At 61.2% G+C, this 26088-nt stretch carries 23 protein-coding genes; 10 read left to right on the forward strand and 13 right to left on the reverse strand.

Annotated elements, in window-relative coordinates; translation table 11 throughout:
* Positions 1-30: 30 nt before the first annotated feature.
* Together ACJ8IJ_RS20480 and ACJ8IJ_RS20485 are read right to left on the reverse strand one after the other, a co-directional pair.
* Positions 31-408, reverse strand: coding sequence for an AprI/Inh family metalloprotease inhibitor (locus tag ACJ8IJ_RS20480; protein WP_004934320.1), 378 nt, complete (start codon positions 406-408; stop codon positions 31-33).
* A gap of 55 nt (positions 409-463) precedes the next feature.
* On the reverse strand, positions 464-1927 hold the full coding sequence (locus tag ACJ8IJ_RS20485; RefSeq protein ID WP_004934318.1) for a serralysin family metalloprotease: 1464 nt from the start codon (positions 1925-1927) through the stop codon (positions 464-466).
* A gap of 682 nt (positions 1928-2609) precedes the next feature.
* On the opposite strand from ACJ8IJ_RS20485, the gene ACJ8IJ_RS20490 reads away from it, so the two are divergent.
* Positions 2610-4928 (forward strand): zinc/cadmium/mercury/lead-transporting ATPase, encoded by a 2319-nt coding sequence (locus ACJ8IJ_RS20490; RefSeq protein WP_442518890.1) that lies wholly within the window; start codon positions 2610-2612, stop codon positions 4926-4928.
* Positions 4929-5008: 80 nt separating this feature from the next.
* On the opposite strand, the gene tusA is transcribed toward ACJ8IJ_RS20490, so the two are convergent.
* On the reverse strand, positions 5009-5254 hold the full coding sequence (tusA, locus tag ACJ8IJ_RS20495; protein WP_025304890.1) for a sulfurtransferase TusA: 246 nt from the start codon (positions 5252-5254) through the stop codon (positions 5009-5011).
* 220 nt (positions 5255-5474) lie between these two features.
* Here tusA and ACJ8IJ_RS20500 point away from each other — a divergent pair, with 220 nt between their 5' ends.
* The 3 genes from ACJ8IJ_RS20500 to ACJ8IJ_RS20510 all read left to right on the forward strand — a co-directional run bounded on the left by ACJ8IJ_RS20500 (position 5475) and on the right by ACJ8IJ_RS20510 (position 7254).
* A complete protein-coding gene (locus tag ACJ8IJ_RS20500; protein WP_004934310.1) occupies positions 5475-6134 on the forward strand; it encodes a 7-cyano-7-deazaguanine/7-aminomethyl-7-deazaguanine transporter in 660 nt (219 codons plus the stop codon).
* A gap of 41 nt (positions 6135-6175) precedes the next feature.
* Entirely contained in the window at positions 6176-6610 is a 435-nt protein-coding gene (locus tag ACJ8IJ_RS20505; RefSeq protein ID WP_197753752.1) for a GNAT family N-acetyltransferase, read from the forward strand.
* An 80-nt stretch (positions 6611-6690) separates the two neighbouring features.
* Complete coding sequence (locus ACJ8IJ_RS20510) at positions 6691-7254, forward strand: DcrB family lipoprotein (RefSeq protein WP_004934304.1); 564 nt, start codon at positions 6691-6693, stop codon at positions 7252-7254.
* A 34-nt stretch (positions 7255-7288) separates the two neighbouring features.
* Here the strand turns inward: ACJ8IJ_RS20510 and glpC are convergent, their stop codons facing one another.
* From glpC to glpA, 3 genes are read right to left on the reverse strand one after another with little or no spacing between them, the layout of a single operon-like run.
* Positions 7289-8488 carry an anaerobic glycerol-3-phosphate dehydrogenase subunit GlpC gene (gene glpC, locus ACJ8IJ_RS20515; RefSeq protein ID WP_442518889.1) on the reverse strand — a complete coding sequence of 400 codons (1200 nt, stop codon included), beginning with the start codon at positions 8486-8488 and terminating at the stop codon, positions 7289-7291.
* Complete coding sequence (glpB, locus tag ACJ8IJ_RS20520; RefSeq protein WP_442518898.1) at positions 8485-9753, reverse strand: glycerol-3-phosphate dehydrogenase subunit GlpB; 1269 nt, start codon at positions 9751-9753, stop codon at positions 8485-8487. The genes glpC and glpB overlap by 4 nt, the downstream gene beginning before the upstream one ends.
* Positions 9743-11392 (reverse strand): anaerobic glycerol-3-phosphate dehydrogenase subunit A, encoded by a 1650-nt coding sequence (glpA, locus tag ACJ8IJ_RS20525; protein WP_015376274.1) that lies wholly within the window; start codon positions 11390-11392, stop codon positions 9743-9745. The genes glpB and glpA overlap by 11 nt, the downstream gene beginning before the upstream one ends.
* Positions 11393-11756: 364 nt before the next feature.
* Between glpA and glpT the strand changes: the two genes are divergently transcribed.
* Together glpT and glpQ are read left to right on the forward strand one after the other, a co-directional pair.
* Entirely contained in the window at positions 11757-13112 is a 1356-nt protein-coding gene (gene glpT / locus ACJ8IJ_RS20530) for a glycerol-3-phosphate transporter (protein ID WP_004934295.1), read from the forward strand.
* Positions 13113-13194: 82 nt separating this feature from the next.
* Complete coding sequence (glpQ, locus tag ACJ8IJ_RS20535; protein ID WP_015376272.1) at positions 13195-14274, forward strand: glycerophosphodiester phosphodiesterase; 1080 nt, start codon at positions 13195-13197, stop codon at positions 14272-14274.
* Between the two features lie 43 nt (positions 14275-14317).
* Here the strand turns inward: glpQ and yigL are convergent, their stop codons facing one another.
* Both yigL and pldB read right to left on the reverse strand, forming a co-directional pair.
* Positions 14318-15115: a sugar/pyridoxal phosphate phosphatase YigL gene (gene yigL, locus ACJ8IJ_RS20540; protein WP_004934290.1), complete on the reverse strand. Its 798-nt coding sequence runs from the start codon at positions 15113-15115 to the stop codon at positions 14318-14320.
* 4 nt (positions 15116-15119) lie between these two features.
* Positions 15120-16163, reverse strand: a complete 1044-nt coding sequence (pldB, locus tag ACJ8IJ_RS20545) for a lysophospholipase L2 (protein WP_442518888.1) — start codon at positions 16161-16163, stop codon at positions 15120-15122.
* 147 nt (positions 16164-16310) lie between these two features.
* On the opposite strand from pldB, the gene rhtB reads away from it, so the two are divergent.
* Complete coding sequence (rhtB, locus tag ACJ8IJ_RS20550) at positions 16311-16931, forward strand: homoserine/homoserine lactone efflux protein (protein ID WP_004934282.1); 621 nt, start codon at positions 16311-16313, stop codon at positions 16929-16931.
* Between the two features lie 48 nt (positions 16932-16979).
* Here rhtB and rhtC read toward each other — a convergent pair whose 3' ends face one another.
* The 3 genes from rhtC to pldA are packed head-to-tail and all read right to left on the reverse strand — an operon-like array spanning position 16980 to position 20367.
* Positions 16980-17600, reverse strand: a complete 621-nt coding sequence (rhtC, locus tag ACJ8IJ_RS20555; RefSeq protein WP_004934276.1) for a threonine export protein RhtC — start codon at positions 17598-17600, stop codon at positions 16980-16982.
* A 12-nt stretch (positions 17601-17612) separates the two neighbouring features.
* Positions 17613-19445, reverse strand: a complete 1833-nt coding sequence (recQ, locus tag ACJ8IJ_RS20560) for an ATP-dependent DNA helicase RecQ (protein ID WP_004934274.1) — start codon at positions 19443-19445, stop codon at positions 17613-17615.
* A gap of 43 nt (positions 19446-19488) precedes the next feature.
* Entirely contained in the window at positions 19489-20367 is an 879-nt protein-coding gene (gene pldA / locus ACJ8IJ_RS20565) for a phospholipase A (RefSeq protein ID WP_004934270.1), read from the reverse strand.
* Positions 20368-20570: 203 nt separating this feature from the next.
* Here pldA and ACJ8IJ_RS20570 point away from each other — a divergent pair, with 203 nt between their 5' ends.
* Positions 20571-21041, forward strand: coding sequence for a thioesterase family protein (locus tag ACJ8IJ_RS20570; protein ID WP_004934267.1), 471 nt, complete (start codon positions 20571-20573; stop codon positions 21039-21041).
* Between the two features lie 66 nt (positions 21042-21107).
* Positions 21108-21995 (forward strand): EamA family transporter RarD, encoded by an 888-nt coding sequence (rarD, locus tag ACJ8IJ_RS20575; RefSeq protein WP_049186144.1) that lies wholly within the window; start codon positions 21108-21110, stop codon positions 21993-21995.
* Between the two features lie 16 nt (positions 21996-22011).
* Here the strand turns inward: rarD and corA are convergent, their stop codons facing one another.
* Positions 22012-22962 carry a magnesium/cobalt transporter CorA gene (gene corA, locus ACJ8IJ_RS20580; RefSeq protein ID WP_004934262.1) on the reverse strand — a complete coding sequence of 317 codons (951 nt, stop codon included), beginning with the start codon at positions 22960-22962 and terminating at the stop codon, positions 22012-22014.
* 445 nt (positions 22963-23407) lie between these two features.
* Here corA and ACJ8IJ_RS20585 point away from each other — a divergent pair, with 445 nt between their 5' ends.
* Entirely contained in the window at positions 23408-23881 is a 474-nt protein-coding gene (locus ACJ8IJ_RS20585; RefSeq protein ID WP_004934257.1) for a WbuC family cupin fold metalloprotein, read from the forward strand.
* Positions 23882-23924: 43 nt separating this feature from the next.
* On the opposite strand, the gene uvrD is transcribed toward ACJ8IJ_RS20585, so the two are convergent.
* Positions 23925-26087 carry a DNA helicase II gene (uvrD, locus tag ACJ8IJ_RS20590; protein ID WP_160125821.1) on the reverse strand — a complete coding sequence of 721 codons (2163 nt, stop codon included), beginning with the start codon at positions 26085-26087 and terminating at the stop codon, positions 23925-23927.
* Position 26088: the final 1 nt, after the last annotated feature.

The raw sequence follows: 26088 nt of genomic DNA on the forward strand, positions 1-26088 counted from the left end.
CGGGTTCGGCGCGCCGAACCCGTTTCTTCATCAAGCCAGCGCTTTCAACGTCAGAGCATCATCCGCACCCAGCTGATTGCGGTACAGATCGCCGTCGCGCGAGAAGAATGCCAGCGTGCTGCCATCCGCCCGCAGCAGGGCGATGCCGTCCGGAGCCGGGCGCCAGCCCACGACTTCCGCCGCAAACACGCTCTGCAAACACTGTTGCCGATCCACCAGCTGATAGCCGTTGGTCTCGCTTTGTTCATGCGCCAGAAACTCGATTTGGCATTGCCGTTCGCTGTCGGCCACCTGCCATTGTCCCGCCAGCGACTGCGCGGTCGGCAATGCCAAACTGCCGGCCATCACCGCACTCGTCACCATCATGCCACCCGCCGCCAAAGCGGTGCGCGCTAAAGTACCTTTCATACCGGGCTCCTGCATCACGCCCGGCCGAGACTGCGCCGGGCGTTCCGTTGCTGTGTTACACGATAAAGTCCGTGGCGACGTCTACCTGGCCGACGATTTTCACCAGGAAGTCCGGCGCCTGATGCCCGCCGATGTTCACCGACAAATCGGTCACGTTACTGGACGCGTTGTAGCTCAGCAGCGCCTCACCGGCCGTGCCGCTGAAGTGATCGACGAAGTGGATGAAATCACTGCTATTCGCTTCTTTATTGAAGAACGACAGGTCAATTTTGTCGATCCCTTTCTGGAAGTCGCGGATCCAGTCGGAAGCACCCGGTGCGGAATCGCTGGCGGCAGAGAACACAAAGATGTCTTTGCCGGCACCGCCCCACAGTTCATCCGCCCCGCCGCCGCCGAACAGCACGTCGTTACCCGCGCCGCCTTTCAGCACGTTGTTGGCCGCGTTGCCGACGATCACGTCGTTGCCGGAACCGCCAATGGCGTTCTCAATGGTCACACCGGCGGCGATCGAGACGTTGCCCTTCAGGCCGCCCACGTCGGAGAACGATTTCTCATTCAGGTTGATGCGCTGGTTAGCGGTATAACCGGAGAAGTCGAAGGTATCGTTGCCACCCGCATCCCAGGCCGCAAAGATCACTTTCTGCGAATTGCTGGTGGTGCTGAGGAAGTCACGACCGGTATTGGAGTTAAAGCCGTACACGGTGTCGCCGGTGCGGGTCGACAGGTTGGCGCCATACAGATGCTGAATGGCGGCAATGTCATCCAGCAGCGGAGCCGCGGCATAGTGACCGCCGTTGTCGCCACCGGTGTTGGTTTCACTCCAGTAGCTCATCAGGCTGAACTGGCGGGTATCTTCCGCATAGGTGACGTCGTTATAGGTCGGGTTGCCCTCACCGGCGTTGTAGTCGCCCGGGTGGCTCAGGCCCAGCGCATGGCCAATCTCATGGGTGAACGTCTGGCGGCCGTAGTCTTCGGTCGCCGGATGCTTCACGTTGGATTGGTTGACGTTGTACCAGGTCTGGCCACCCAAATCCTGGCCCTGCCAAATGGTGTTCGGCAGGAAGGCGTAGGCCTGGGTACCATAATCATAGTGGCCGGGACGATCCTGGCTGTAATTGCCGAAGGTGATATTGGCCTTTTGACCGGCCGCCACTTCGGTGAAGGTGATATTGGCGACGTCGGCCCAAGACTGCAGCGACAGCTTAGCCTGCTGCTGCTGTTCCGCGCTGAACTTGCTCAGCCCGGTATCGCCGGCGACGTTGGTGGAAGAGAACTTATAGTCCGGGAAGGAGAAGGTTAATTTGACCGGCTGGCCAAATACCTTGTAACCGTTCCAGGTTTGGTTCTCGCGGGTAATAAACAGCCCAGCTTGCTCGTTAGAAAATGAATCCTTGCCATTAATCTGAATCCCGTTACCCCGCTCATGATAATGCAGCAGGTCATCTACAGCATCGTAGCCGGTTGTCGCGGCCGCAAGGCTGGATTCAGTAATTTCAATTGCCTTTTTAGTAGATTGCATTGGTTCGATTCCACTCATTACCTGATTGATATCAATCAGACAGATAGACATAACCTCCCCGTAAGCCACGGTTAATAAACCTTAAGCTTGCTGGAAGGGGCTTATGCGCCGTTACCGGCAGTGTGTTAGGTAGAATTAATGCATATATATCAGCAAATAAGATCACCATTAAAAATGGTAATCGATTCCAATTATAGGCAGGGTCGCAAAACTGCACATAAAATAATCAACCATTTATTATCGCAACGAAAGTTTGTTATGCTGCTTTTTAGGTTTCTTTACAAAGCAAATGAAACTTGATGAGGATAAGTTGGCACCAAACTTCAATAGCAATGCGGCCTGCAGACTCAAGCGAATCATGCTGGCTTTACTCAGGGTAAAAGGTAAATTTCGCTAAAGCGTTATAGATTAATAACTCTTTATTATTAGGTCGGGCGATTTTTTAGTTTCTATAGGAATATTATTTTCTTATTTAAACTAACGGCAGCGAGCCTTTTCGCCCCAATAGGGGATAAGAAAAGCCGATAGATTAAAATCCGCATTATTCATTATTGAATGAATACCCCCTTTCTACGCTTGAACGCCGTTAGCAATAATTCTCATCCGGCGCTTGACTCTGGAGTGGACTCCAGGGTGTAGAGTCAGTTGAGCAAACCCGTTTAACAGCCCGCAGGGGGACGTTATGCACAATCAGCAAAACCATAATCATCAGGAACATCACCACGCCGAAGGCGGATGCGGCTGCAACCACAGCCACAGCAAAACTCAGCACGGCTGCAGCAGCGAACCGAAAAACGCCGCCGCACAGGCCGAACACGCCCACCATCATCACGATCATGGCGATAGCGGCTGCTGCACCGCCGCGCCCGACGATCCGGACGAGGAAAGCGACAGGCTGGCCGCCGCTCCCCCTTCCGGCAGCCAACGTTTCAGCTGGAAAGTCACCGGCATGGACTGCCCCAGCTGCGCCAAGAAAATCGAAAATGCCGTCACCGCACTCCCCGGCGTCGACAGCGCGCGCGTGTTGTTCGCCACCGAGAAACTGGTGGTCGACGCGCAGTCCGACATCAGCCTGCGGATCCAGGACGCGGTCGCCCAGGCCGGCTTTACCCTGCTCGGCGCTCAGACCGCCAAAACCGCCGCGCCCAAAACCTCACGCTTCGGCGAATTCGCGCCGCTGCTGCTGTTAACCACCCTGATGGTGGTCAGTTGGGTGCTGGATCGGGTTAACCCGGAGCTGGGCCGCATCGCCTTTATCGCCACCACGCTGGTCGGGTTGGCGCCGGTCGCCGCCAAGGCGCTGCGTTTGATTCGTTCCGGCACGCCGTTTGCCATCGAAACGTTGATGAGCGTGGCGGCCATCGGCGCGCTGTTCATCGGCGCCACCGCCGAAGCGGCGATGGTGCTGCTGCTGTTTATGGTCGGTGAACTGCTGGAATCCTACGCCGCCAACCGCGCACGGCGCGGGGTGAAGGCGCTGATGGAGCTGGTGCCGGAAGATGCGCTGCTGCTGCAAGGCACGGAACGCAAACGCGTGCCGGTCGCCAGCCTGCGCCCCGGCGACGTGATTGAAATCGCGCCCGGTGGGCGCCTGCCGGCCGACGCCGAGCTGCTCAATCCGTTCGCCAGCTTCGATGAAAGCGCCCTGACCGGCGAATCGGTGCCGGTCGAGCGCCAACAGGGGGAGAAAGTGGCCGCCGGCAGCCTATCCGTCGATCAGGCGGCGCAGATGAAGGTGATCTCCGAGCCCGGCAAAAACGCCATCGACCGCATCCTGCAGCTGATTGAAGAGGCCGAAGAGCGCCGCGCGCCGATCGAACGCTTCCTCGATCGCTTCAGCCGCTATTACACCCCGGCCATTATGCTGCTGGCCGTCGCGGTGATCCTGGTGCCACCGCTGCTGTTCTCGCAGCCGTGGGATACCTGGATCTATCGCGGCCTGACGCTGCTGCTGATCGGCTGCCCATGTGCGCTGGTGATCTCAACGCCGGCGGCCATCACATCCGGACTGGCGGCCGCCACGCGGCGCGGCGCGCTGATTAAAGGCGGCGCGGCGCTGGAGCAACTGGGCCAGATTCAAACCATCGCCTTCGATAAGACCGGCACCCTGACCGAAGGCAAGCCGACGGTCACCGACGTGCTGCCTATCGGTGCGCTCACCGAACAACGGCTGTTGCAGCTTGCCGCCGCGGTGGAAGCCGGTTCACATCACCCGCTGGCGCAGGCGATCATCAACCGCGCTGCCGCAAGCGGGGCTAAGTTGCCGCTGGCGCAGGCGCGCCGCGCGCTGGCCGGCGTCGGCGTGGAAGGGATCGTGGACGGCAAGACCGTGCTGATCAGCGCGCCGGGCAAACTGGCGCCGGGCCTGCTCGGCACCCAATGGCAGAGCCAGGTAGACAAGCTGGAAAACGCCGGCAAAACGGCGGTGGTGGTGCTGGAAGACGGCGCGCCTATCGGCTTGCTGGCGCTGCGCGATACGCTGCGCGGCGACGCCAAACAGGCGATAGCCGAACTGAACGCGCTGGGCATTCGCGGCGTGATGCTGACCGGCGACAACCCGCGCGCCGCCGCGGCGATCGCCGGCGAACTGGGCCTCGACTATCGCGCCGGTCTGCTGCCGGAAGATAAGGTCAAAGCGGTCACCGAACTGAGCGAACTGCGCCCGACGGCGATGATCGGCGACGGCATCAACGACGCCCCGGCGATGAAAGCCTCCAACATCGGCATCGCCATGGGCAGCGGCACCGACGTGGCGCTGGAAACCGCCGACGCCGCCCTGACCCACAACCGGCTGCTGGGCGTCGCGGAGATGATCCGCATCTCACGCGCCACCCACGCCAATATCCGGCAAAACATCACCATCGCATTGGGGTTGAAGGGGGTCTTCCTGATCACCAGCCTGCTGGGGCTGACCGGTTTGTGGCTGGCGGTACTGGCTGACTCCGGCGCCACCGCGCTGGTCACCGCCAACGCGCTGCGGCTATTGAGAAAGCGCAGCTAAGCTCTGAAACAAACACGGGCGCGGCATACCGCGCCCGTTGTCATTTGGGGGAGGGAACTTTTAACTCGGCCGCGCCGCCGTTAGACGCCTTTACGTAACAGATAACGGTATGGCGCCTGCTCGGTCTCCTGCGCCACCAGCGTATGCTCCATAAAGCGGCAGAACCCCGGGATATCGCGGGTGGTGGCCGGATCGTCGGCGATAATCAGCAGCGTTTCGCCGTTGTCCATATGGCGCACGGTTTTGCGCACCATCATCACCGGTTCCGGACAGCGCAGCCCCAGCGCGTCGAGCGTCTGGTCTGCCTGGGCAAATAAGTCAGTCATGCAATTTTTCTCGTTCAAAAACGATCGGCGAACGCTCGCCGCATCTCATTAGCGCCTAGTTTACGCCGGTAGTTTTTCTGCGCAAGATGCGTTAACGTTTGCGTTAAATTTAACCATTGCATTGGTTGCGCAAACGCGTATCATGCCGCCGCGCAGCGTTTTTTGCTGTTTTGACAAGACACACTGGGTTCCCTCACCCCACTGCTAAAAAGGCTACAACATGTATTCGTTTACCGCACAGCAGCGCTTTACCGCGTTGGTCTGGCTTTCGCTGTTTCATATCGCCATCATTACCTCCAGCAACTACCTGGTGCAGCTGCCGATCACCGTTTTCGGCTTCCATACCACCTGGGGCGCCTTTACTTTCCCGTTTATCTTCCTGGCGACCGATCTGACCGTGCGCATCTTCGGCGCGCCGCTGGCGCGGCGCATCATCCTGGCGGTGATGGTGCCGGCGCTGTTCATCTCTTATGTGATCTCCACCGTCACCTATCAGGGAGAATGGCAGGGCTTTGCGGCGCTGAACAGTTTTAACCTGTTCGTGGCGCGCATCGCCGTCGCCAGCTTTATGGCCTATGTGCTCGGCCAGATCCTCGACGTACACGTCTTCAACCGCCTGCGTCAACGCAGCGCCTGGTGGGTGGCGCCGGCGGCGGCGATGTTCCTCGGCAACATCAGCGATACGCTGGCGTTCTTCTTCATCGCCTTTTATAAGAGCAGCGATCCCTTCATGGCCAACAACTGGGTGGAGATCGCGCTGGTGGATTACAGCTTCAAGGTGATGATCTGCCTGCTGTTCTTCCTGCCGATGTACGGCGTGTTGCTGAACATGCTGCTCAAACGCATCGCGGCGCGCAGCGGCGGCCTGCAGCCGGGCTGAGTCGTGTTATTCTGGGCGGCCCTATCCTTTGGAGGCCGCTCATGACCCCAATCGTCCGCACCGCCACGCTTGAAGACATCCACCGCCTTTATCAACGCATCCCCGAATTCGGCGGCCTGCATAGCCTGGCCGATCTGCAGCGGCGCATCGGCGCCGCCCCCGCCAGCCTGTTGATCGCCGAGATAGCCGGGCAACCGGCCGGTTTCAAACTCGGTTATCAACGGCAGGAAACGGTGTTTTACAGCTGGCTGGGCGGCGTGCTGCCGGCATTTCGTCGCCACGGTGTGGCACAAGCCTTGTTGGCTGAACAGGAACGCTGGGCGCGGGCGCAGGGCTATCGCCAACTGACGGTCAAAACCCGTAACCGGTTCCGCGCCATGCTGACGATGCTGTTCGCCCACCACTATCAGATTGTTCAGCTGGAAAAGAAAGGCGAAGTGGCTGATTATCGGCTATTACTGGAAAAAAACTTGTGACAACATCTGCCTTGCATTTCAACCTGGAATAGGTTGCGATACGACAGTGAATCCCTACCGGAAAGGAAGAAGGAAGCCCGATGCGTAAAGTAGCGAAATTGATGGGTATCAGCCTGCTGGCGCTTGGCCTCGCGGCCTGCGACGGCGAAACCAAAGACACCAAGGCGGCAACGGACGGCACGGCGGCCAGCGCGCCGGCCGGGCAGCAGGTGAGCCTGCTGGACGGTAAACTGGCGTTCACCCTGCCTGTCGGCATGGCGGATCAGAGCGGCAAGCTGGGCAACCAGGCCAACAACATGCATGTTTACGCAGACAGCACCGGCCAGCGCGCGGTGATCGTGATCCTGGGTGACAAGACCGCCGACAGCCTGGAGACCCTGGCCAAGCGCCTGGAGAATACCCAACGCGCGCGTGACGCCAACCTGCAGGTGATCACCAACAAAGCGCTCGACGTCAACGGTGTGCCGCTGCGTCAGCTGGACAGCATCATCACCAGCGGCGGCGAGAAAGCCTATTCTTCCGTCCTGATCGGCTCGCTGAACAACAACATGCTGACCATTCAGGTAACGCTGCCGGCGGACAATCAGCAGCAGGCGCAGACCGAAGCCGAAGGTATCATCTCCACCCTGAAGCTGAAGCAGTAATCCCACAAAGGGCCGGCTTGCCGGCCCTTTCGCTTTATGCCAGCGCCTGCGCCAGCAGGGTGATCGGATGTTCGCAGCGTTTGCTGGTGGACATTTCTATCTGCCATTTGCAGGTCTCGCAGTCGGTCACCACCAGATCCCCCCCGCTCTCTTCTATCTGCCGGAACAGCGGCGCGCCGATGCCCTGCGACGTGGCGTAGTTCTCCGATTTGAACCCGTAGGTGCCGGCGATGCCGCAGCACTGCGAATCCAGCACCACCAGCTCCAGCCCCGGTATCTGCCGCAGCAGCTCCAGGGTGTAGGCGATCCAGCCCATCTTCTCCATATGGCAAGGCGTGTGATAAGCCACCCGCAGCGGCGTGCGCTTGAGCGGCAGGCTGCGCCCCTGATTGATCAGACGATAGAGATAGCGCGTCGCCAGCTCCACCCGATCGCGCACCGGAGTGGTGTCTACGTCCAGCAGATGAGGGTATTCGTCACGCAGGGTGAAGGTGCAGCTCGATGAAGTGGCCACCACCGGAATGCCGCGCTCCAGCACCGTTTCATGCAGCGATTCGGCATTGACCCTGGCCTGCTTTTTGGCCTGCTCGATAAACCCGTTGGCGATCAGCGGCACGCCGCAGCATTTCTCACGTTTCAGCAGCTGCACGCCGATATCCAGCGCGTTGAACACCCGGACCAAATCCTTGCCCAGCTGCGGGTGGTTATAGTTGACGAAGCAGCCGTGGAAGAACGCCACCTGCTCGGCGTAACGCTGCTGCGCCTGCGCCTGTTGCCGGTACCAGCGGCGGAAGGTGCCGAACGAGTATTTCGGCAGTTCACGACGGTGATCGATCTTCAACGCCTTGTCCAGCAGCTTGCGCACCGGTTTCAGCCCGGTGGCGGCGTTGACGATCGGCGCGAACGGCGTCGACAGCGATCCCATGATATCGGTGTGGCTGAGGATGGCGTCACGCAGCGTCGGCTTGCTCTGGGCAAAGTCGGCGCGGGCGCGCTGAATGATGTCGCCGATTTTGACGTCGGACGGGCAGGCCACTTCACAACGCTTGCAGTTGGTGCAATATTTCAACGCCTCGTCGTACAGCGCCGGGTCTTTCAGCCGCAGCCGCTCGCCGTCCGGCCCCGCCTGTTTCGGCCCCGGGTAGAGCGGGTTCACTTTGGCGACCGGGCAGTAGGTGGTGCAGACGGTGCATTTGATGCAGCTTTCAAAGCTGTGATCCTGATGCAGACTCATGCGTTTTCCTCCGCGGCGATCTGCTGCGCAACGTGCAGCGCACCGATCAATGACACGCCGGCGCTGCAGCCCTGCTGCAGCGGATCGTAGCCGCCGGCGACCGCACCGATGGCATACAGATTGTCGAACGGCATTCCCTGCTTCATCGCCCGCAGCCTGCCGTCGGTACGCACGCCAAACTGCAGATAAGGCTGTGGGGCGAACAGCTCGCGCCGGCTCCAGTCGGCTCGAGCGGCGCGGCTGTGCACGTCCAGCCCGAAGATCGGCTCACGCACTTCATCGAAATCCGCCACCAGCCCGTTGCTGAAGAAGCTGCCGCTGGCCAGCACCACCTGCTGCGCCCGCAGCGGAATATCGCCGTGGTTGCGGGTATACAGGCCGGTGACGCGGCCGGCTTCACACTCGGCGCGCAGCACGCTGTCGCCCGGCATGAAAACGCCGCCCAGCTGCTGGAAACGCCGCCGCAGCGCCTGATGCAAGCGCATGCCGGGCACCGAAGGCGGCAGCGTCGGCAGCAGCCGGACCGGCTTGCCGACCGCATCCTGCAGCACCGCCAGCGACGCGTCGTCCTCCAGGCCCAGACAGGCCGGCAGGAAGAGCGCTTCGGCCTCACCCGCCAGCCGCCGCAGCTCTTCGGCCATCGGCGGCAGGCTTTCCATCAAATCCAGTACCCGGGCGATGTTCACCGCACGGAACTCGCTGGGGTTATTGCGCAATCTGTCCAGCGCCGGCATGTGCAGATAGGCCACATCCGCCTCTACGCCGAGCTCCCGGCTCAGAGAGTCGGCGGCCATCTGCGGTTGGAAATCGAGGAACCCTTCGATGCCGATCACCGCAATGCGCCGCCAGGGCAGTTGGCCGGTCAGCGGCAGCGTCGGGATCGCCTGCGGGCTGAGCCAGGTAGCGCGGCGCGTGCCGAGCGGCGTGATGCGCAGATGGTTGTTCACCCCCTCGCCCTGCAGATTCAGCCCGCAGCGTTCCAGCAGCCGCTGCGCGGCGGCGGACAGCGCCGCCACCCGGCCGGGGCCAATCAGAGAATACGGATGCTGCGGCGCCTGTTGCGCCAGCTGCGGCAGCGCCGCCAGCGGCATCTCGACCGGCGTGCCGTCCGGCAATCTCGCCAGCAGATCGAGCGAGCCGGAGGAGAAGTAGAGCGCGCTCTGGCCGGAACTGACCACCGCACAGCGTTTGCCCTGTTCGGCCACGGCAATGGCGCAGCTCAGGCCCGCCAGGCCGCCGCCAATCACCACTACGTCAAATCGCATCATCCGCCTCCTGCTCTTTGTCTGCCTGGGCCTCAAGCCCGCATAACCCTTGGTAAACCCAACTGGTAAATTCGCTCTCGCGCAGCGCATCGCCCCAGGCGATCGGCCGCACGCCTTTCCAGCGTTCGTTGAGGAACTGCGACAGCTGCGCGATGGATTGCTGCGGCGTGCTGACCTTGAAGCGCGTCAGCAGTCCGGCGGCGCGGCAGGCGCAGAGTTCACCCTGGCAGGTGCCCATGCCGACGCGGGTGCGGCGGCGCAGATCCACCAGGTTATTGACGGTCAGCGAATTGACCGCATAGCGCACTTCCCCGGCGGTCACCGCCTCGCACTCGCACACCAGGCTGGTGTCGAGCCGATCGGCCGCCGGCACCTGGCTGGCGCGATCGCCGTGCCGGTAAATCGCCGAGCCGCGAATGCTGGCGGGCAGAGAAACCACGCTGCGCACCGTTTCCTCCGCCGACTGACGGGATCCGGGCAACGCGTCCTGCGCGGTGGTGCACGGGCGGTTTACCCCGAGCTTTTCGCACACCTTGTCGGTGGCCCACTCCGCCATCAGACGGTAGGTCATCAGCTTGCCGCCGGTGATGGTGATAAACCCTTCCAGCCCGTCGCGGGCGGCGTGATCGAGCAGCACGATGCCGCGGCTGACATTGCGCCCGCTGGGATCGTCGTCGCTGGCCACCAGCGGCCGCACCCCGGCATAGGCGCGCAGAATGCGGGTCTGCGCCAGGGTGGGCGCCAGCAGCGCCCCCTCGCGGATCAGAATGTCCACCTCCTGCGGGGTCACCAGCATGTTGTCAATTTGGTCGTAGTCGATATGGGTCGAGGTGGTGCCGATCAGCGAGATGGTGTCGCCCGGCACCAGGATGTCGGCGTCCGCCGGTTTGCGGCAACGGTTGATCACCATGTTGTTGATGCGGTGACCGAGGATCAGCAGCGCTCCCTTGGCCGGGAACATGCGGATACGCAAATCGGCGTATTCGGCGATCTGCTGGCCCCAGATGCCGGCGGCGTTGACCACCACCGCTGCGTGCAGCTCATAGCGCCGCTGATTCTGATGGTCGTAAACGCGCACGCCCGTCACCCGGTCGCCGCTGCGCAACAATCCGACCACCTGGTGGTAAGTCAGGATCTGCGCGCCGTGTTCGCGCGCATCCAGCATGTTGGCGGCGGTCAGCCGGAAAGGATCGACGGTGCCGTCCGGCACCCGCACCGCGCCAATCAGCGCCGGATTAGCCGCCGGCTCCAGCCGCAGCGCCAGCTGCGGGTCGATCGCTTCGGCGTCGATGTCGGCCTGGCGACAGGCGGCGATAAACTGTTGCTGATACTCCAGCGAGTCCTGCGGCAGGGTGATGAACAGCCCATCGGTGCGCTCGATACAGTGATGCGCGATGCGTTTCAGGATGCGGTTCTCTTCGATGCACTCGCGCGCCGACTCCCCGTCGGTCACCGCATAGCGCGCGCCGCTATGCAGCAAGCCGTGGTTGCGGCCGGTGGCGCCGGTGGCGATGTCGTGACGCTCCAGCAAAATGCAGCGCAAGCCGCGCCGCGCACAATCGCGGGCAATGCCTGCGCCGGTGGCGCCGCCGCCGATGATGATCACATCCGTTTCGCCGCCGTCAAAATAGCTGCTCATGTCGCTCCCTCAGGATCGGTAGTTATGAGCCTATTGAGCCACGGTTATTAGGGTCTTTGTTTGATAAGGAACAAGAACGAACATGAAACGAAATAAAAATGTCCACAAAAAACCATCAATGTGATCATAATCACGATTTTTGGACGTTTTTCTATTTCATAACGTTAACGAATCGCTCAAAATCCGCCGTGGTTTCATGAAAGTGTAACAATTGCGCCATTCGTCACAGCGACACCAGGCGTATTTGTCGACAATGGCGCTCGTTATGGAACACAAAAACACCACATTCGATATCCGCTCAATCATCAAATGAACGTAAAAGGTCATATTGATGTGATAACAGATAAAGCCATCGGAGGCGCTCATGTTGAGTATTTTTAAGCCGGCCGCACACATCGCCCGTGTGCCGAGCGATAAGGTAGACCCGCTCTACCGTAAGCTGCGCTGGCAAATTTTCCTGGGGATCTTCTTCGGTTACGCCGCTTACTATCTGGTGCGTAAGAACTTCACCCTGGCCATGCCTTACCTGATCGAACAAGGCTTCAGCCGCGGCGACCTCGGCTTCGCGCTGTCGGGCATCTCCATCGCCTACGGCTTCTCCAAATTCATCATGGGTTCGGTCTCCGACCGTTCCAACCCGCGAGTGTTCCTGCCTGCCGGCCTGATCCTGGCGGCGGCGGTGATGTTGTTCATGGGCTTCGTGCCGTGGGCCACCTCCAGCATCGCCATCATGTTCGTCCTGCTGTTCCTGTGCGGCTGGTTCCAGGGCATGGGTTGGCCGCCGTGCGGCCGTACCATGGTGCACTGGTGGTCGCAGAAAGAACGCGGCGGCATCGTTTCCATCTGGAACTGCGCCCACAACGTGGGTGGCGGCCTGCCGCCGCTGCTGTTCCTGCTGGGCATGGCCTGGTTCAACGACTGGCACGCGGCGCTGTACATGCCGGCCTTCGGCGCCATCCTGGTGGCCTTGATCGCCTTCGCCCTGATGCGCGACACCCCGCAATCCTGCGGCCTGCCGCCGATTGAAGAGTACAAAAACGACTATCCGGACGACTACAGCGAAAAAGACGAAGAAGAACTGACCGCCAAGCAGATCTTCATGCAGTACATCCTGCCGAACAAGCTGCTGTGGTACATCGCGGTCGCCAACGTGTTCGTCTACCTGCTGCGTTACGGCATTCTGGACTGGTCGCCGACCTACCTGAAAGAAGTGAAGCACTTCGCGCTGGACAAGTCTTCCTGGGCCTACTTCCTGTATGAATACGCCGGTATCCCGGGCACTCTGCTGTGCGGCTGGATGTCGGACAAAGTGTTCAAAGGCAACCGCGGCGCCACCGGCGTGTTCTTCATGACGCTGGTGACCATCGCCACCGTGGTGTTCTGGATGAACCCAGCCGGCAACCCGACCGTGGACATGATCTGTATGCTGGTCATCGGCTTCCTGATCTACGGCCCGGTGATGCTGATCGGCCTGCACGCGCTGGAGCTGGCGCCGAAGAAAGCCGCCGGCACCGCCGCGGGCTTCACCGGCCTGTTCGGCTACCTGGGCGGCTCGGTCGCGGCCAGCGCCATCGTCGGCTACACCGTAGACTTCTTCGGTTGGGACGGCGGCTTCATGGTGATGATCGGCGGCGGCGTGCTGGCGGTTATCCTGCTGCTGCTGACCATGCTGAACGAGAAGAAACACCACGCGGAAATCGCAGCCGGCAAACGCGGCTAAGCGTCACACGACTTTTGCATGATTTAAAGGCCGCCCTGCGGCCTTTTTACTACCCTGCCCCCAACAACACGGAGAAAACGGAATGCGGACTCAAGTCAAAGCCCTGCTGACAGGGATCATTCTCGCCACCTCAATGGTCAGCGCCGCGCAGGCGGCGGACAAAGTGGTGATCGCCCACCGCGGCGCCAGCGGCTACCTGCCGGAACACACTCTGCCGGCGAAGGCGATGGCCTACGCGCAGGGCGCTGACTACCTCGAGCAAGATCTGGTGATGACCAAAGACAACGAGCTGGTGGTGCTGCACGACCATTACCTCGATCGCGTCACCGACGTCGCCGAACGCTTCCCGGACCGCGCGCGTAAAGACGGCCGTTATTACGCCATCGACTTTACGCTGGCGGAGATCAAATCGCTGAAGTTCACCGAAGGCTTTGAAATCGAAAACGGCAAGAAGGTGCAGGGCTACCCTGGCCGCTTCCCGATGGGCAAATCCGACTTCCGCGTGCACACCTTCCAGGAAGAGATCGAGTTCGTGCAGGGTCTGAACCATTCGACCGGCAAGAACATCGGCATCTACCCTGAAATCAAGGCGCCGTGGTTCCACAAACAGGAAGGCAAAGACATCTCCAGTAAAGTGCTGGCGGTGCTCAAGCAGTACGGCTACACCGGCAAAAACGACAACGTCTACCTGCAGTGCTTCGACGCCAACGAGCTCAAGCGCATCAAGAACGAGCTGGAGCCGAAGCTGGGCATGGATCTGAAGCTGGTGCAGCTGATCGCCTACAACGACTGGCAGGAAACCTACGAGCAGAAAGCCGACGGCAAGTGGGTGGAATACGACTACGACTGGATGTTCAAACCGGGCGCGATGAAGAAAATCGCTCAGTATGCCGACGGCATCGGGCCGGACTACCACATGCTGGTGGTGGCGGATCAATCCAAGCCGGGCCACATCGTGCTGACCGACATGGTGAAAGAAGCGCACGCCAGCAAGCTGGCGGTGCATCCGTTCACCATCCGCGCCGATGCGCTGCCGAAGTACGTGACCGACGTGAACCAGCTGTATGACGTGATTTACAACCAGGCCGGCGTCGACGGCGTGTTCACCGACTTCCCGGACAAGGGCGTGCAGTTCCTGCAGAAGCAGGGCCAGCACAAGTAATGCCAAGGGCGCCGCGAGGCGCCCTTATTATTTAATGGTTATTTCAGAGGAACATCTTGCGCAAGTAGTGCGGCACCGCGTTATCGACGTTGGAGCCGATCACTTCCAGCTCCGGCAGCATGTCCTTCAGGCGCTGATGCGCGTCGCGCATGATGCAGCCCTTGCCGGCCATCGACAACATCTCCAGATCGTTCATGCCGTCGCCGAAGGCGATGCACTCTTGCAGCGTATAGCCGATGATCTTGGCCACTTCTTCCAGCGCATGCCCTTTCGACACGCCGCCCGCCATCACTTCCAGGCAGGTCGGGAACGAGAAGCTGACGTTGACCCGATCGCCCCAGCGCGCGTTGATGGCGTCTTCCACCTGCAGCAACCGCTCGTGATCTTCACAGGTGAAGTAAACCTTGCAGACGCCGTCGGTTTCCAGCAGGCCCGGCTCAAACAGCTGATATTTGAACACCGACTCCTGGAAGAACTCTTCCTGCTCCGGGCTTTCGCGGTTGGTAAACCAATCGTCGTTACGGTAGACGTTGGTGGTGATATCCGGATCGTCGTGCAGCATGCCGTACAGATCGCGGGCGATATCCCCGTCCAGGTTGTGGCTGAAAATCAGTTCGCCGGCGGTGTTGTGCACCCGTGCGCCGTTGGAGGTGATCATAAAGGCGCTGATCTCCAGGCTGTCGCGGATCTGCGCCACGTCGATATGGTGGCGGCCGGTGGCGAACACGAAATGCACGCCGCGCTGAGTCAGCAACTTCAGCGTTTCTTTAGCGTACGGCGACAGGGTATGGTCGGGAGACAGCAGCGTGCCATCTAAATCGGAAGCGACGACGTGATACATAGCGTTATGTTCTAACCTCTGATGGAGTTGTCGGCGGCAGCGCGCCGCCTAAGTGTTGAGCAAAGAAGCGCAGAATTGCGTTCAGTGCTTCGGCGCGCAGCGCGTCCCGCTCGAACAGGATCTCATGGCGTGCGCCGTTGATAACCCACGGGAGCCCCCCTTCGCAAGGGCGCCCCGCGTATGACAGAGCCTGACAAAAAGCCTGGTGCGAACGGTTGTCGACTACCCGTTCTTCACCGGCCTGCAAAAGCAACAGCGGCGTGGTGATCTTCCCGGCCTGCGCGATAATCTGCCGGCCGGCGCGGATGCTCTCCCGCACCCAATGGTAGGTCGGCCCGCCCACCTGCAGCTCGGGGTAATCGGCATAATAACGCAGGCTGCGCCGGTAACGCTCGCGGCTATGGGTCAACACGTTGACCACATAGGGCAGCGGACGCCACTGGCCGGTGCCCACCGCGTAATAGTCGCGGATCGCCGGGCGGGTCTCCGCCCAGTCGAGAATGCGATCGGCCAGCCAACCCGGCATCGGCAACCGGATGCCGAACATCGGCGCGCAAAACGCCGCCGCGTCGAACGCCTGCGGCCGACGCTGCAGGAACTGCGCCAGGATCGCGCCGCCCATCGAATGCGCCAGCGCGAAGCGCTGCCGATAACCGTGCGATTCGACCTCGCGCAGCCACAGCTGTTCGAAATCATCCACGTAGTCGGCGAAGTTTACCACATGACCGCGGTGCGTATCCGCCAGTAAACGCCCGGAGCGCCCCTGGCCGCGATGATCGACGATCACCACGTCGTAGCCGCAGTGGAACAGATCGTAGGCCACCTCGGGGTATTTCACGTAGCTTTCGATGCGGCCGGGGCTGACCACCACCACCCGCTGATGCCGCGCAGAACTGAAGCGCACAAAGCGGATCGGCACGCCGTCCACGCCGCTGAATTCGCCTTCTTCGCGCTGCCGCCAGAAATCCAACAGCGGCCCGGTGGCGAAGGCAGCGAACTGCGTTTCACGCGTTAACCAGTCATCGGAGCTGAGAGTGAACGAGGTCATCGAGAGCGTTTTCCCTGTGGGGCCGGCGGAAAATGTGACCGCTGGCACAAGAAATCATACTAGCGTATTGTGATTCAATTCTGACAAAAACGGCGCCGCCTCGGCGCATTGTGGCACAAAACGACACTTTCAGGGAGCCGAAGCACCATGACCTTGGACTGGTGGTTAACCTATCTGCTGACCACGCTTATCCTGAGCCTTTCCCCCGGCTCAGGCGCCATCAATACCATGAGCACCGGCATCAGCCACGGCTATCGCGGCGCCGCCGCCTCGATAGCCGGGCTGCAGGTCGGGCTGAGCGCGCACATCGTGCTGGTGGGCATCGGTCTCGGCGCGCTGATATCGCAATCGCTGCTGGCGTTCGAACTGTTGAAATGGCTGGGCGCCGCCTACCTGGTGTGGCTCGGCATCCAGCAGTGGCGCGCCGCCGGCGCGCTGGATCTGCATGCGCTGGCGGGCAGCATGCCGCGCCGCCGTCTGTTCCGCCGCGCGGTGCTGGTCAACCTGACCAACCCGAAAAGCATCGTGTTTCTCGCCGCGCTGTTCCCGCAGTTCATCTTGCCTAATCAGCCGCAGGCCGAGCAGTATCTGGTGCTCGGCGTCACCACCGTGGTGGTGGATATTCTGGTGATGATCGGTTACGCCACTTTGGCGACGCGCATCGCCGGCTGGCTGAGAACGCCGCGCCAGATGCAGTTGCTCAACCGACTGTTCGGTTCGCTGTTCATTCTGGTGGCGGGGCTGCTGGCGACTGCCCGCAAAGCCTGACAAAAAAGGCCGGGCATCGCTGCTCGGCCTTGGGCATGTCACCGCCGATCAGCGGGTAAAGATCAGGTGTAACCCGAAGCCGGTGAACAGCACGCCCGCCACCCCGTCTATCCACTTGGCCAACCGCTGATAACCGCGGCGCATCGCCGGCAGCGCGAACACCACCGCCACCAGGCTGAACCAGACGAAGGTCTCGGCGACGATCAGCAAGAACAGCCCCCAGCGCGCTCCGGCGCCAACGCTGTCGCCGACGAACAGCGAGAACACGCTGCCGAAATAGATCACCGCTTTCGGGTTGGACAGATTGGTCAGGAAGCCGCGAATAAAGCTGCGCCCGGCCTTGGGCAACGCCACCTGGGCCTCCGCTGCCGGCTGGGCTTGCTGCGCCCGCGCGGAACGCAGCAGTTGCCACCCCATCCAGCACAGGTACATCCCGCCGCCGACCATGATGATCTGATGCAGCCAGGCCATCTTCTGCAGGATCAGGTGCAGCCCCATCAACGCCACGCCGGCCCACACCACGATGCCGAGCGAAATGCCGACCACGCCCATCATCGCCTCGCGGCGCGAACGGCTGGCGGCGGTTTGCGACACGAAAAAGAAGTCCGGCCCCGGGCTCATCAGCGCAATCAGATGCACCAGCGCCACGGTGAGAAACAGCATTAGCATGATTTATCGCCCTCAGTCTTCATCATTGTCGAGATGGTCGCGGATCATCGCCATAAAGGGCGCGCCGAAACGCTCCAGTTTGCGCTGGCCGACGCCGTTGACGCTCAGCAGATCGCCGGCCTTGATCGGCATCTGTTCGGCCATTTCCAGCAGTGTGGCGTCGTTGAACACCACGTAGGGAGGAATGTTTTCTTCGTCGGCGATCGATTTGCGCAGTTTGCGCAGCTTGGCAAACAGCTTGCGATCGTAATTGCCGCCGTAGGATTTCTGGTTGGCGCTGCTGCGCGACTTCAGGCTCTGAATGCGCGGCACCGCCAGCTGCAGCGCCACCTCGCCGCGCAACACCGGGCGCGCCGCCTCGGTCAATTGCAGCGCCGAGTGCATGGCGATGTTCTGGGTGATAAAACCCAGGTGGATCAGCTGACGCAGCACGCTGGTCCAGTGTTCGGTGGTCTGATCGCGGCCGATGCCGTACACCGGCAGCTTGTCGTGGCCATATTCGCGGATACGCTGGTTGTTGGCGCCGCGCAGCACTTCCACGATGTACCCGAGGCCAAAGCGCTGACCGACGCGATACACGCAGGACAGCGCCTTGCGCGCGTCCTCCAGCCCGTCGTAGCGCTTGGGCGGATCGAGGCAGATATCGCAGTTGCCGCAGTTCTCGTGCTTGCCTTCGCCGAAGTAGTTGAGCAGCACCAGACGACGACAGGTTTGCGCCTCGGCGAACGCGCCCATGGCGTTCAGCTTGTGGCGCTCGATGTCCAGCTGTTGCCCGGCGGGTTTCTCCTCCAAGCAGCGGCGCAGCCAGGCCATATCGGCCGGATCGTACAGCAGGATGGCTTCGGCCGGCAGGCCGTCGCGCCCGGCGCGGCCGGTCTCCTGATAATAGGATTCGATATTGCGCGGGATGTCGAAATGCACCACGAAACGCACGTTGGGTTTGTTGATGCCCATGCCGAAGGCGACGGTGGCCACCACCACCTGCAGATCGTCACGCTGGAACGCTTCCTGCACCTGGGCGCGGCGATCGTTGTCCAGCCCGGCGTGATAAGCGCCGACGCTCAGCCCTCGGCTTTGCAGGCGCGCGGCGGTGTCTTCCACCTTGGCGCGGCTGTTGCAATAGATAATGCCGCTCTTGCCGCGCTGATCCTGCACGAAGCGCCACAGCTGATCGAGCGGTTTGAATTTTTCCACCAGCGTGTAGCGGATGTTCGGCCGGTCGAAGCTGCTGACCTGCACCAGCGGGTCCTGCAGCGACAGCAGGCGCACGATATCGCCGCGGGTGGCCTCGTCGGCGGTGGCGGTCAGCGCGATCACCGGCATCGACGGGAAGCGCTGTTTCAGCTGACCCAGCGCGCGGTATTCCGGCCGGAAGTCGTGGCCCCACTGCGAGATGCAGTGCGCCTCATCCACCGCCAGCATCGCCGGCGGGCAGTGATCGAGCAGGTTGAGGAAGCTTTCCATCATCAGCCGCTCCGGCGCGATGTACAGCATCTTGATGGTGCCGTTGCGGCAACCGGCCATAACGTCCAGCTGCTCCTCGCGGGTTTGCGTCGAGTTGTAGCAGGCGGCGGAAACGCCGTAGGCCAACAGTTGGTCGACCTGGTCCTTCATCAGCGAGATCAACGGGGAAACGACCAGCGTCAGGCCGTCCATCACCAGCGCCGGGATTTGGTAACACAGCGACTTGCCGCCGCCGGTCGGCATCACCACCAGGCAATCCTGCCCGCCGATCGCGGCGTTGATAATCGTTTGTTGGCCCGGGCGGAATTGCTGGTAGCCAAAGGTATCGCGCAATACCTGCTCGGCCAGCAACTCTCTGTTAATCACTGCTGCGGTTGACACACACTTCCCCATTTTTTCATCGGTACACACCCACCGGGTATGATTACATAATATCGTTCAGCATGACACCAACGCCCACCCGTGTCTGCCGGAAGTTGTAGTCGATCAGCGATTCGCCGTAGCCGCTGAACACCTGGGTATAGAAACGCACGTTGCGGGTGATCGGGTAACTCCAGCCCAGTTCCGCGCCGCCGTAGCCGCTGTTCCAGTTGTAGTGGCTGTCGACGCTGAACACGCTGTCGCCCCAGGCGTAACCGACCTTCAACCGGTAGTATCCCATGTATTTGGTGATGTCCGGGTTGTCGTCGTTGCTCGAGCTCTCCGAGAAGCGGAACCAGGGCTTGAGATCCACCTGCCAGTTGCCATTTTGCGCCATCAGCCGCGCATAGCCGCGATTCCAGCTGCGCGACGTCGGATCCGAGCGGCCGTTAGACTGATGGTTAACGCCGATTTCAACATCGCGCAGCGTCCAGCCGGCAAAGCGGTAATCGGTCGCCCACCCCACGAACAGCTGCGGTTCGTAGTTGGTCTCGCGGAACGGCGAAGACTCGCCGCGGTTGGACAATTGCCACCAGGAGCGCTGAGTATAAGACGCGCCGAGCACCGAGTTGTCGCCGGCAATGCCCCGCCATAGCGGAAACGCCAGGCTAAGCTGGTATTTCACCTCGTCCTTGCGCGCCTTGTCGGCCCAGTTGTACGTCTTGATGGCTTCTTTGTTGATATCGCTGGTGTCGGTGTACAGCAGGTAATTGGGATCGTAAGGATACAGCGTGAATGGATTATCGTGCTCCTGCAGCAGGTTGGCGATAATGCTGCCGCGCACCGCCGGCTTATCGTGAATCTGCTGCTCTTTGGCTTCCTCAGCCAATGCCAGCGCCGGCATCAGCAGCGTGGCGGAAACGATCCCTGACAAAATGCGCATAACCTCTCCTTACTCCAACGAAAAAGGGCAAGCCCGGAAAAAATCAGGCCATTTTACACACAAAGGAGGATTTACCGCAGCGCGGTCCGGTTTTATTGGAATAGTCTGGAAAGCAACAAAGGTTAAGCATAAAATCAACATTCCATTAACCTGGACTGACCAGTTAGCTCCCTTAAAACGCAAAAGAAAAACGGAAACCCGCTATGTCGACCACTGCTCTGACCCTGGAAGCCGCCCGCCGCAAGATCGGCGAAATCTTTGTCTACCACATGCCGTTCAACCGCGAGCTTGGCCTGGAGCTGCGCCGCTTCGACGATGACTACGTCGAGCTGAGCTTCACCAACCAGCGCAAGCTGGTGGGCAACGCCGCGCAGGAAATTCTGCACGGCGGCGTGATCGCCGCGGTGCTCGACGTCGCCGCCGGGCTGGCTTGCGCCGGCGGCGTGCTGACGCGCATGGAACCGCTGATCGAAGAAGAGATCGCCGCCAAACTGTCGCGCATGGGCACCATCGATCTGCGCGTCGACTATCTGCGCCCCGGCCGCGGCGAACACTTCGTCGCCTCCGCCAGCGTGCTGCGCAGCGGCAACAAGGTCGCCGTCGCGCGCGTAGAACTGCATAACCACGACGGCCTGCATATCGCCACCGCTACCGCCACCTATCTGGTCGGCTGATGATTGTGTGCGGTGAGCGACTTCAGTACACTCACCGCATCTTACGTTCCCCACCAGAGTGACGTCATGGACGCAAAGCAAACGCGTCAGGGCATTTTCTTCGCCCTGGCCGCCTATTTTATGTGGGGCATCGCCCCGGCCTATTTCAAACTGATCCAGCAAGTATCCGCGGACGAGATCCTCACCCACCGGATCATCTGGTCGTTTTTCTTCATGCTGGCGCTGATCACGCTGGGCCGCAGCTGGCCGAAAGTGCGCGCCGCCTGCCAAAACCGCAAACGGCTGCTGTTGCTGGCGGTCACCGCGCTGTTGATCGGCGGCAACTGGCTGCTGTTCATCTGGGCGGTGAACAACCACCATATGCTGGAAGCCAGCCTGGGCTACTTCATCAACCCGCTGGTTAACGTGCTGTTGGGGATGCTGTTTCTCGGCGAACGTTTCCGCCGCATGCAGTGGGTGGCGGTGGCGCTGGCGTTCACCGGGGTGCTGGTGCAGCTCTGGCAGTTCGGCTCATTGCCGATCATCGGTCTGGGCCTGGCGTTCAGCTTTGCCTTCTACGGCCTGCTGCGCAAGAAAATCGCCATCGACGCGCAGACCGGCATGCTGATTGAAACGCTGTGGCTGCTGCCGGTGGCGGCGGGCTACCTGTTCCTGTTCGCCGACAGCCCCACCAGCCACCTGAGCGCCAACCCGTGGTCGCTGAACCTGCTGCTGGTCGCCGCCGGCATCGTCACCACCGTGCCGCTGCTGTGCTTCACCGCGGCGGCTACCCGGCTGCGCCTGTCGACGCTCGGTTTCTTCCAGTATCTCGGCCCGACGCTGATGTTCCTGCTGGCGGTCACCTTCTACGGCGAGACCGTCGGCCAGGACAAGCTGGTGACCTTCGGCTTTATCTGGGCGGCGCTGATCCTGTTCACCCTCGACGCGCTCTATACCCAGCGCAAGCTGCGCTGAGCCCGGCGCCGCCGGGTTACAGCCAGTTCTTGCGCTTGAAGTACAGGTAAGGGGCCAGACCCGCCAGGATCATCAAGGTGATGGCCCCCGGGTAGCCGAACGACCATTTCAGTTCCGGCATGAATTCAAAGTTCATGCCGTAGCTGGAGGCCACCAGCGTAGGCGGCAGGAACACCACCGACACCACCGAGAAGATCTTGATGATGCGGTTCTGTTCGATGTTGATGAAGCCCATCGCCGCCTGCATCAGGAAGTTCACCTTCTGGAACAGCGATTCGTTGTGCGGCAGCAGGGATTCGATGTCGCGCAGCACTTCACGCGCCTGCTCCAGCTGGCCGGTCGGCAAACGCGCCTTGCGCACCAGGAAGTTGAGCGCGCGCTGGGTATCCATCAGACACAAACGCACCTTCCAGCCGATATCTTCCAGCTCCGCCAGCGTCGACAGCGCGGCGTCGTATTCGTCGCCCTGATGCCCTTCCATGATCACCCGGCTGAGCTGTTCCAGATCGCTGTAGATGTTCTCTATCTCGTCCGCCAGCTGTTCAATCTTGGTTTCGAACAAATCCAGCAGCAGTTCGTAGGCGTTGCCTTCGAGCATGGTCTGGTTGCGGGCGCGCATGCGGTACAGGCGAAACGCCGGCAGTTCGCGCTCGCGCAGGGTATACAGGCGGCCGTCGCGGATGGTGAACGCCACCGTGGAGTTGCCGGCGTGATCTTCCGCATCTTCAAAGTAGAAGAAGGAGTGGATATGCAGCCCGTCTTCGTCTTCGAAGAAACGGGCGGAGGCTTCGATGTCGTCCAGTTCGGGACGCGTCGCCAGGCTTTGTCCCAGCTCATTCTGCACGCGCTCACGCTCGCCCTCTTCCGGCTCGACCAGATCAACCCACAGCGATGACGTGAGATCATCCGAGTCGTCCAGTTCCAGACGGGACAAGCGGCGGTTATCTAATTTAAAAGCGCTCAGCATGTGCCAAAACTCCGTGAAGGTAACGGGTGCGGACAACGCGTTGAAGCACAGAAACAGAGGGGATGCGTATCACCGATTTGTTTCAGACCATGAAGAGATCTGACTCATAGCGACGCTTTGCGGGGTCGCCGACAACCACGAAGGCTATCAGCAAAAACGGAGAGCCTTAGAAGTTATACCTGCGGCGCAGGTCAGTGAGCCAGTATCTACTGGGTGTGTCCAAGGCGTCTGTCCTCAATGATAATAGTGCGCGCATGTTACGCCGAGAAGAAAAAGCCTGTCAACACGTTAGGCGGGATAATTGCGCAACAAATCATCACGATGATCAATGGCAGAAATGGCGCTTAAACCGTACTGAAAAAGTCGCGGCGATCGCTTACCACCTCCCAGAATGTTGCTAAGATGACATCACCCTAATGGTACGACAAGCATGCGGATTTTAACGATGAAACAGATTACCGCCCATGAACTGACCGCGATGAGCGAACAGGCCGCCAGCGTGGCCCGCCTGCGCGCGCACCGCACCCTACATGAAGAGCTGAGCGACCCGGTGCAACGCCTGGCGATCGCCATGGAACCCGGCACCTATATCCGCCCGCACCGCCACCCGCAAACCTGGGAGCTGCTGACGCCGCTGCGCGGCCGTTTTGTCGTGTTACAGTTCAACGATGACGGCGTCGTGACGCAGCGCACCCTGCTCGGCGAAGAAACCAAAGTGCTGGAGATGCCGGCCTTTACCTGGCATGCGGTGCTGTCGGTCGATGCCGGCGGCGTGGTGTTCGAAGTGAAGCAGGGACCGTATCAGGCGCTGACCGAAGAAGACTGCATGCCGTGGGCGCCGCAGGAAGGCGGCGAAGGTACCGAAGCAGTGATGCGCTGGTACGCCACCGCACAGGTCGGCGACCGCTACCCTCACTGATCGTGAACGATTGCAGGGGCTTGCCCCTGCAACGCCTCTCTCGTTAGACCGTTTCCAAACGCGCGTAGGCCGCCACCAGCCATTTGATGCCTTCACCCGGGAAGGCGATCTGCAGCCGGCTGTGCTCGCCGCTGCCCTCCAGATTGACGATGGTGCCTTCGCCAAACTTGGGATGGCGCACGCGCTGGCCCAGCTTATAGCCGGTATCGTTCTCGCTGATCGGCGTGCCCATGCGGCGGTGATTGACCGGGCGCGATACGCTGGCGCGCAGGCGCACTTCTTCCACGCACTCCTCCGGCAGTTCGCCGATAAAGCGCGACGGCCGGTGATAAACCTCTTTGCCGTACAGACGGCGCGTTTCGGCATAGGTCAGCGTCAGCTTCTGCATGGCGCGCGTTACGCCCACATAGGCCAGACGGCGCTCCTCCTCCAGACGGCCGCCTTCATCCAGCGACATCTGGCTCGGGAACATGCCCTCTTCCATGCCGACGATAAACACCAGCGGGAACTCCAGCCCCTTGGCCGAGTGCAGAGTCATCAGCTGCACCGCGTCCTGATAGGCGTCGGCCTGGCCTTCGCCCGCTTCCAGCGCCGCATGCGACAGGAACGCCTGCAGCGGCATCAGATCCTGATCTTCGTCCTGATAGCTGAACTGGCGCGTCGCCGTCACCAGTTCCTCGAGGTTTTCGATACGCGCCTGCCCCTTCTCGCCCTTCTCCTGTTCATACATGATGAACAGCCCGGAGTCGCGGATCACCCGGTCGGTCTGCACATGCAGCGGCATATCGGCGGTTTCATGGGCCAACGATTCCACCAGTTCGATGAAACGCTGCAGCGCCGACGCGGCGCGGCCGGCCAACACCTTGTCCTGCATCAGCTCGCGCGTCGCCTGCCACAGCGTCAGCTGGCGATCGCGCGCCGCCTGGCGCACCACGTCGAGGGTGCGATCGCCGATGCCGCGCGTCGGGGTGTTGACCACACGCTCGAAGGCTGCGTCGTCGTTGCGGTTGGAAATGAGACGCAGGTAAGCCAGCGCATCCTTGATTTCCTGGCGTTCGAAGAAGCGCTGGCCGCCGTAGATGCGGTACGGCATCGCCGTCTGCAGCAGCGCCTCTTCCAGCACGCGCGACTGGGCGTTGCTGCGGTACAGGATAGCGCAGTCGTTCAGCGCCCCGCCGTTGTCCTGCCAGGTCTTGATGCGGTTGACCACGAAGCGCGCTTCGTCGAGTTCGTTGAAGGCACAGTAGATGGAGATCGGTTCACCTTCGCCGCCTTCGGTCCACAGGTTTTTGCCCATGCGCCCGTCGTTGTTGGCGATCAGGGTGTTGGCCGCTTTCAGGATGTTGCTGGTGGAACGGTAGTTCTGCTCCAAGCGGATGGTTTCCGCGCCGGGGAAATCTTTCAGGAAGCGCTGGATGTTTTCCACCTGCGCGCCGCGCCAGCCGTAGATCGACTGGTCATCGTCACCGACGATCATCACGCTGCTGTTGCCGCCCGCCAGCAAACGGATCCAGGCGTACTGGATGCTGTTGGTATCCTGGAATTCATCCACCAGCACGTTGGTGAAACGCTCGCGGTAGTGGTTGAGGATATGCGGCTTGTTCAGCCACAGCTCGTGCGCGCGCAGCAGCAGCTCGGCGAAATCCACCAGCCCCGCGCGATCGCAGGCTTCCTGATAGGCCTGGTAGATGCGCAGCCAGGTGGCCTCCACCGGGTTGTTGTAGGTTTCGACGTGCTGCGGGCGCAGGCCCTCATCTTTCTTGCCGTTGATGTACCACATCGCCTGACGCGGCGGCCACTGCTTCTCGTCGACGTTCAGCGCCTTGATGATGCGCTTGAGCAACCGCAGCTGGTCATCGCTGTCGAGGATCTGGAAATCCTGCGGCAGGTTGGCTTCCAGGTGGTGGGCGCGCAACAGACGATGCGCCAGGCCGTGGAAGGTGCCGATCCACATGCCGCCCTGGCTGGTGCCGATCAGATGTTCGATTCGGTGACGCATTTCCGCCGCCGCCTTGTTGGTGAAGGTCACCGCCATGATCGAATACGGCGAGCAGTTCTCCACCGACAGCAGCCAGGCGATGCGATGCACCAGCACCCGCGTCTTGCCGCTGCCCGCTCCGGCCAGAACCAACAGGTTGCTGCGCGGCGCCGCCACGGCTTCACGTTGTTTTTCATTCAGGCTGTCGAGCAGATCGGAGACGTCCATA

It is taken from the genome of Serratia sp. CY40230 (genome assembly GCF_052168835.1).
Classification (GTDB): Bacteria; Pseudomonadota; Gammaproteobacteria; order Enterobacterales; family Enterobacteriaceae; genus Serratia; species Serratia nematodiphila.

What these genes read in the sequence shown, in the direction of transcription:
- corA (WP_004934262.1), bottom strand. Translation starts at nt 22,962, where the DNA reads ATGCTGAGCGCTTTTAAATTAGATAACCGCCGCTTGTCCCGTCTGGAA.
- glpC (WP_442518889.1), bottom strand. Translation starts at nt 8,488, where the DNA reads ATGAGTCTGCATCAGGATCACAGCTTTGAAAGCTGCATCAAATGCACC.
- ACJ8IJ_RS20570 (WP_004934267.1), top strand. Translation starts at nt 20,571, where the DNA reads ATGTCGACCACTGCTCTGACCCTGGAAGCCGCCCGCCGCAAGATCGGC.
- ACJ8IJ_RS20480 (WP_004934320.1), bottom strand. Translation starts at nt 408, where the DNA reads ATGAAAGGTACTTTAGCGCGCACCGCTTTGGCGGCGGGTGGCATGATG.
- glpQ (WP_015376272.1), top strand. Translation starts at nt 13,195, where the DNA reads ATGCGGACTCAAGTCAAAGCCCTGCTGACAGGGATCATTCTCGCCACC.
- tusA (WP_025304890.1), bottom strand. Translation starts at nt 5,254, where the DNA reads ATGACTGACTTATTTGCCCAGGCAGACCAGACGCTCGACGCGCTGGGG.
- rhtB (WP_004934282.1), top strand. Translation starts at nt 16,311, where the DNA reads ATGACCTTGGACTGGTGGTTAACCTATCTGCTGACCACGCTTATCCTG.
- rhtC (WP_004934276.1), bottom strand. Translation starts at nt 17,600, where the DNA reads ATGCTAATGCTGTTTCTCACCGTGGCGCTGGTGCATCTGATTGCGCTG.
- glpT (WP_004934295.1), top strand. Translation starts at nt 11,757, where the DNA reads ATGTTGAGTATTTTTAAGCCGGCCGCACACATCGCCCGTGTGCCGAGC.
- uvrD (WP_160125821.1), bottom strand. Translation starts at nt 26,087, where the DNA reads ATGGACGTCTCCGATCTGCTCGACAGCCTGAATGAAAAACAACGTGAA.
- yigL (WP_004934290.1), bottom strand. Translation starts at nt 15,115, where the DNA reads ATGTATCACGTCGTCGCTTCCGATTTAGATGGCACGCTGCTGTCTCCC.
- glpA (WP_015376274.1), bottom strand. Translation starts at nt 11,392, where the DNA reads ATGAGCAGCTATTTTGACGGCGGCGAAACGGATGTGATCATCATCGGC.
- ACJ8IJ_RS20500 (WP_004934310.1), top strand. Translation starts at nt 5,475, where the DNA reads ATGTATTCGTTTACCGCACAGCAGCGCTTTACCGCGTTGGTCTGGCTT.
- ACJ8IJ_RS20510 (WP_004934304.1), top strand. Translation starts at nt 6,691, where the DNA reads ATGCGTAAAGTAGCGAAATTGATGGGTATCAGCCTGCTGGCGCTTGGC.
- pldB (WP_442518888.1), bottom strand. Translation starts at nt 16,163, where the DNA reads ATGACCTCGTTCACTCTCAGCTCCGATGACTGGTTAACGCGTGAAACG.
- ACJ8IJ_RS20490 (WP_442518890.1), top strand. Translation starts at nt 2,610, where the DNA reads ATGCACAATCAGCAAAACCATAATCATCAGGAACATCACCACGCCGAA.
- ACJ8IJ_RS20505 (WP_197753752.1), top strand. Translation starts at nt 6,176, where the DNA reads ATGACCCCAATCGTCCGCACCGCCACGCTTGAAGACATCCACCGCCTT.
- ACJ8IJ_RS20485 (WP_004934318.1), bottom strand. Translation starts at nt 1,927, where the DNA reads ATGCAATCTACTAAAAAGGCAATTGAAATTACTGAATCCAGCCTTGCG.
- glpB (WP_442518898.1), bottom strand. Translation starts at nt 9,753, where the DNA reads ATGCGATTTGACGTAGTGGTGATTGGCGGCGGCCTGGCGGGCCTGAGC.
- rarD (WP_049186144.1), top strand. Translation starts at nt 21,108, where the DNA reads ATGGACGCAAAGCAAACGCGTCAGGGCATTTTCTTCGCCCTGGCCGCC.
- pldA (WP_004934270.1), bottom strand. Translation starts at nt 20,367, where the DNA reads ATGCGCATTTTGTCAGGGATCGTTTCCGCCACGCTGCTGATGCCGGCG.
- ACJ8IJ_RS20585 (WP_004934257.1), top strand. Translation starts at nt 23,408, where the DNA reads ATGAAACAGATTACCGCCCATGAACTGACCGCGATGAGCGAACAGGCC.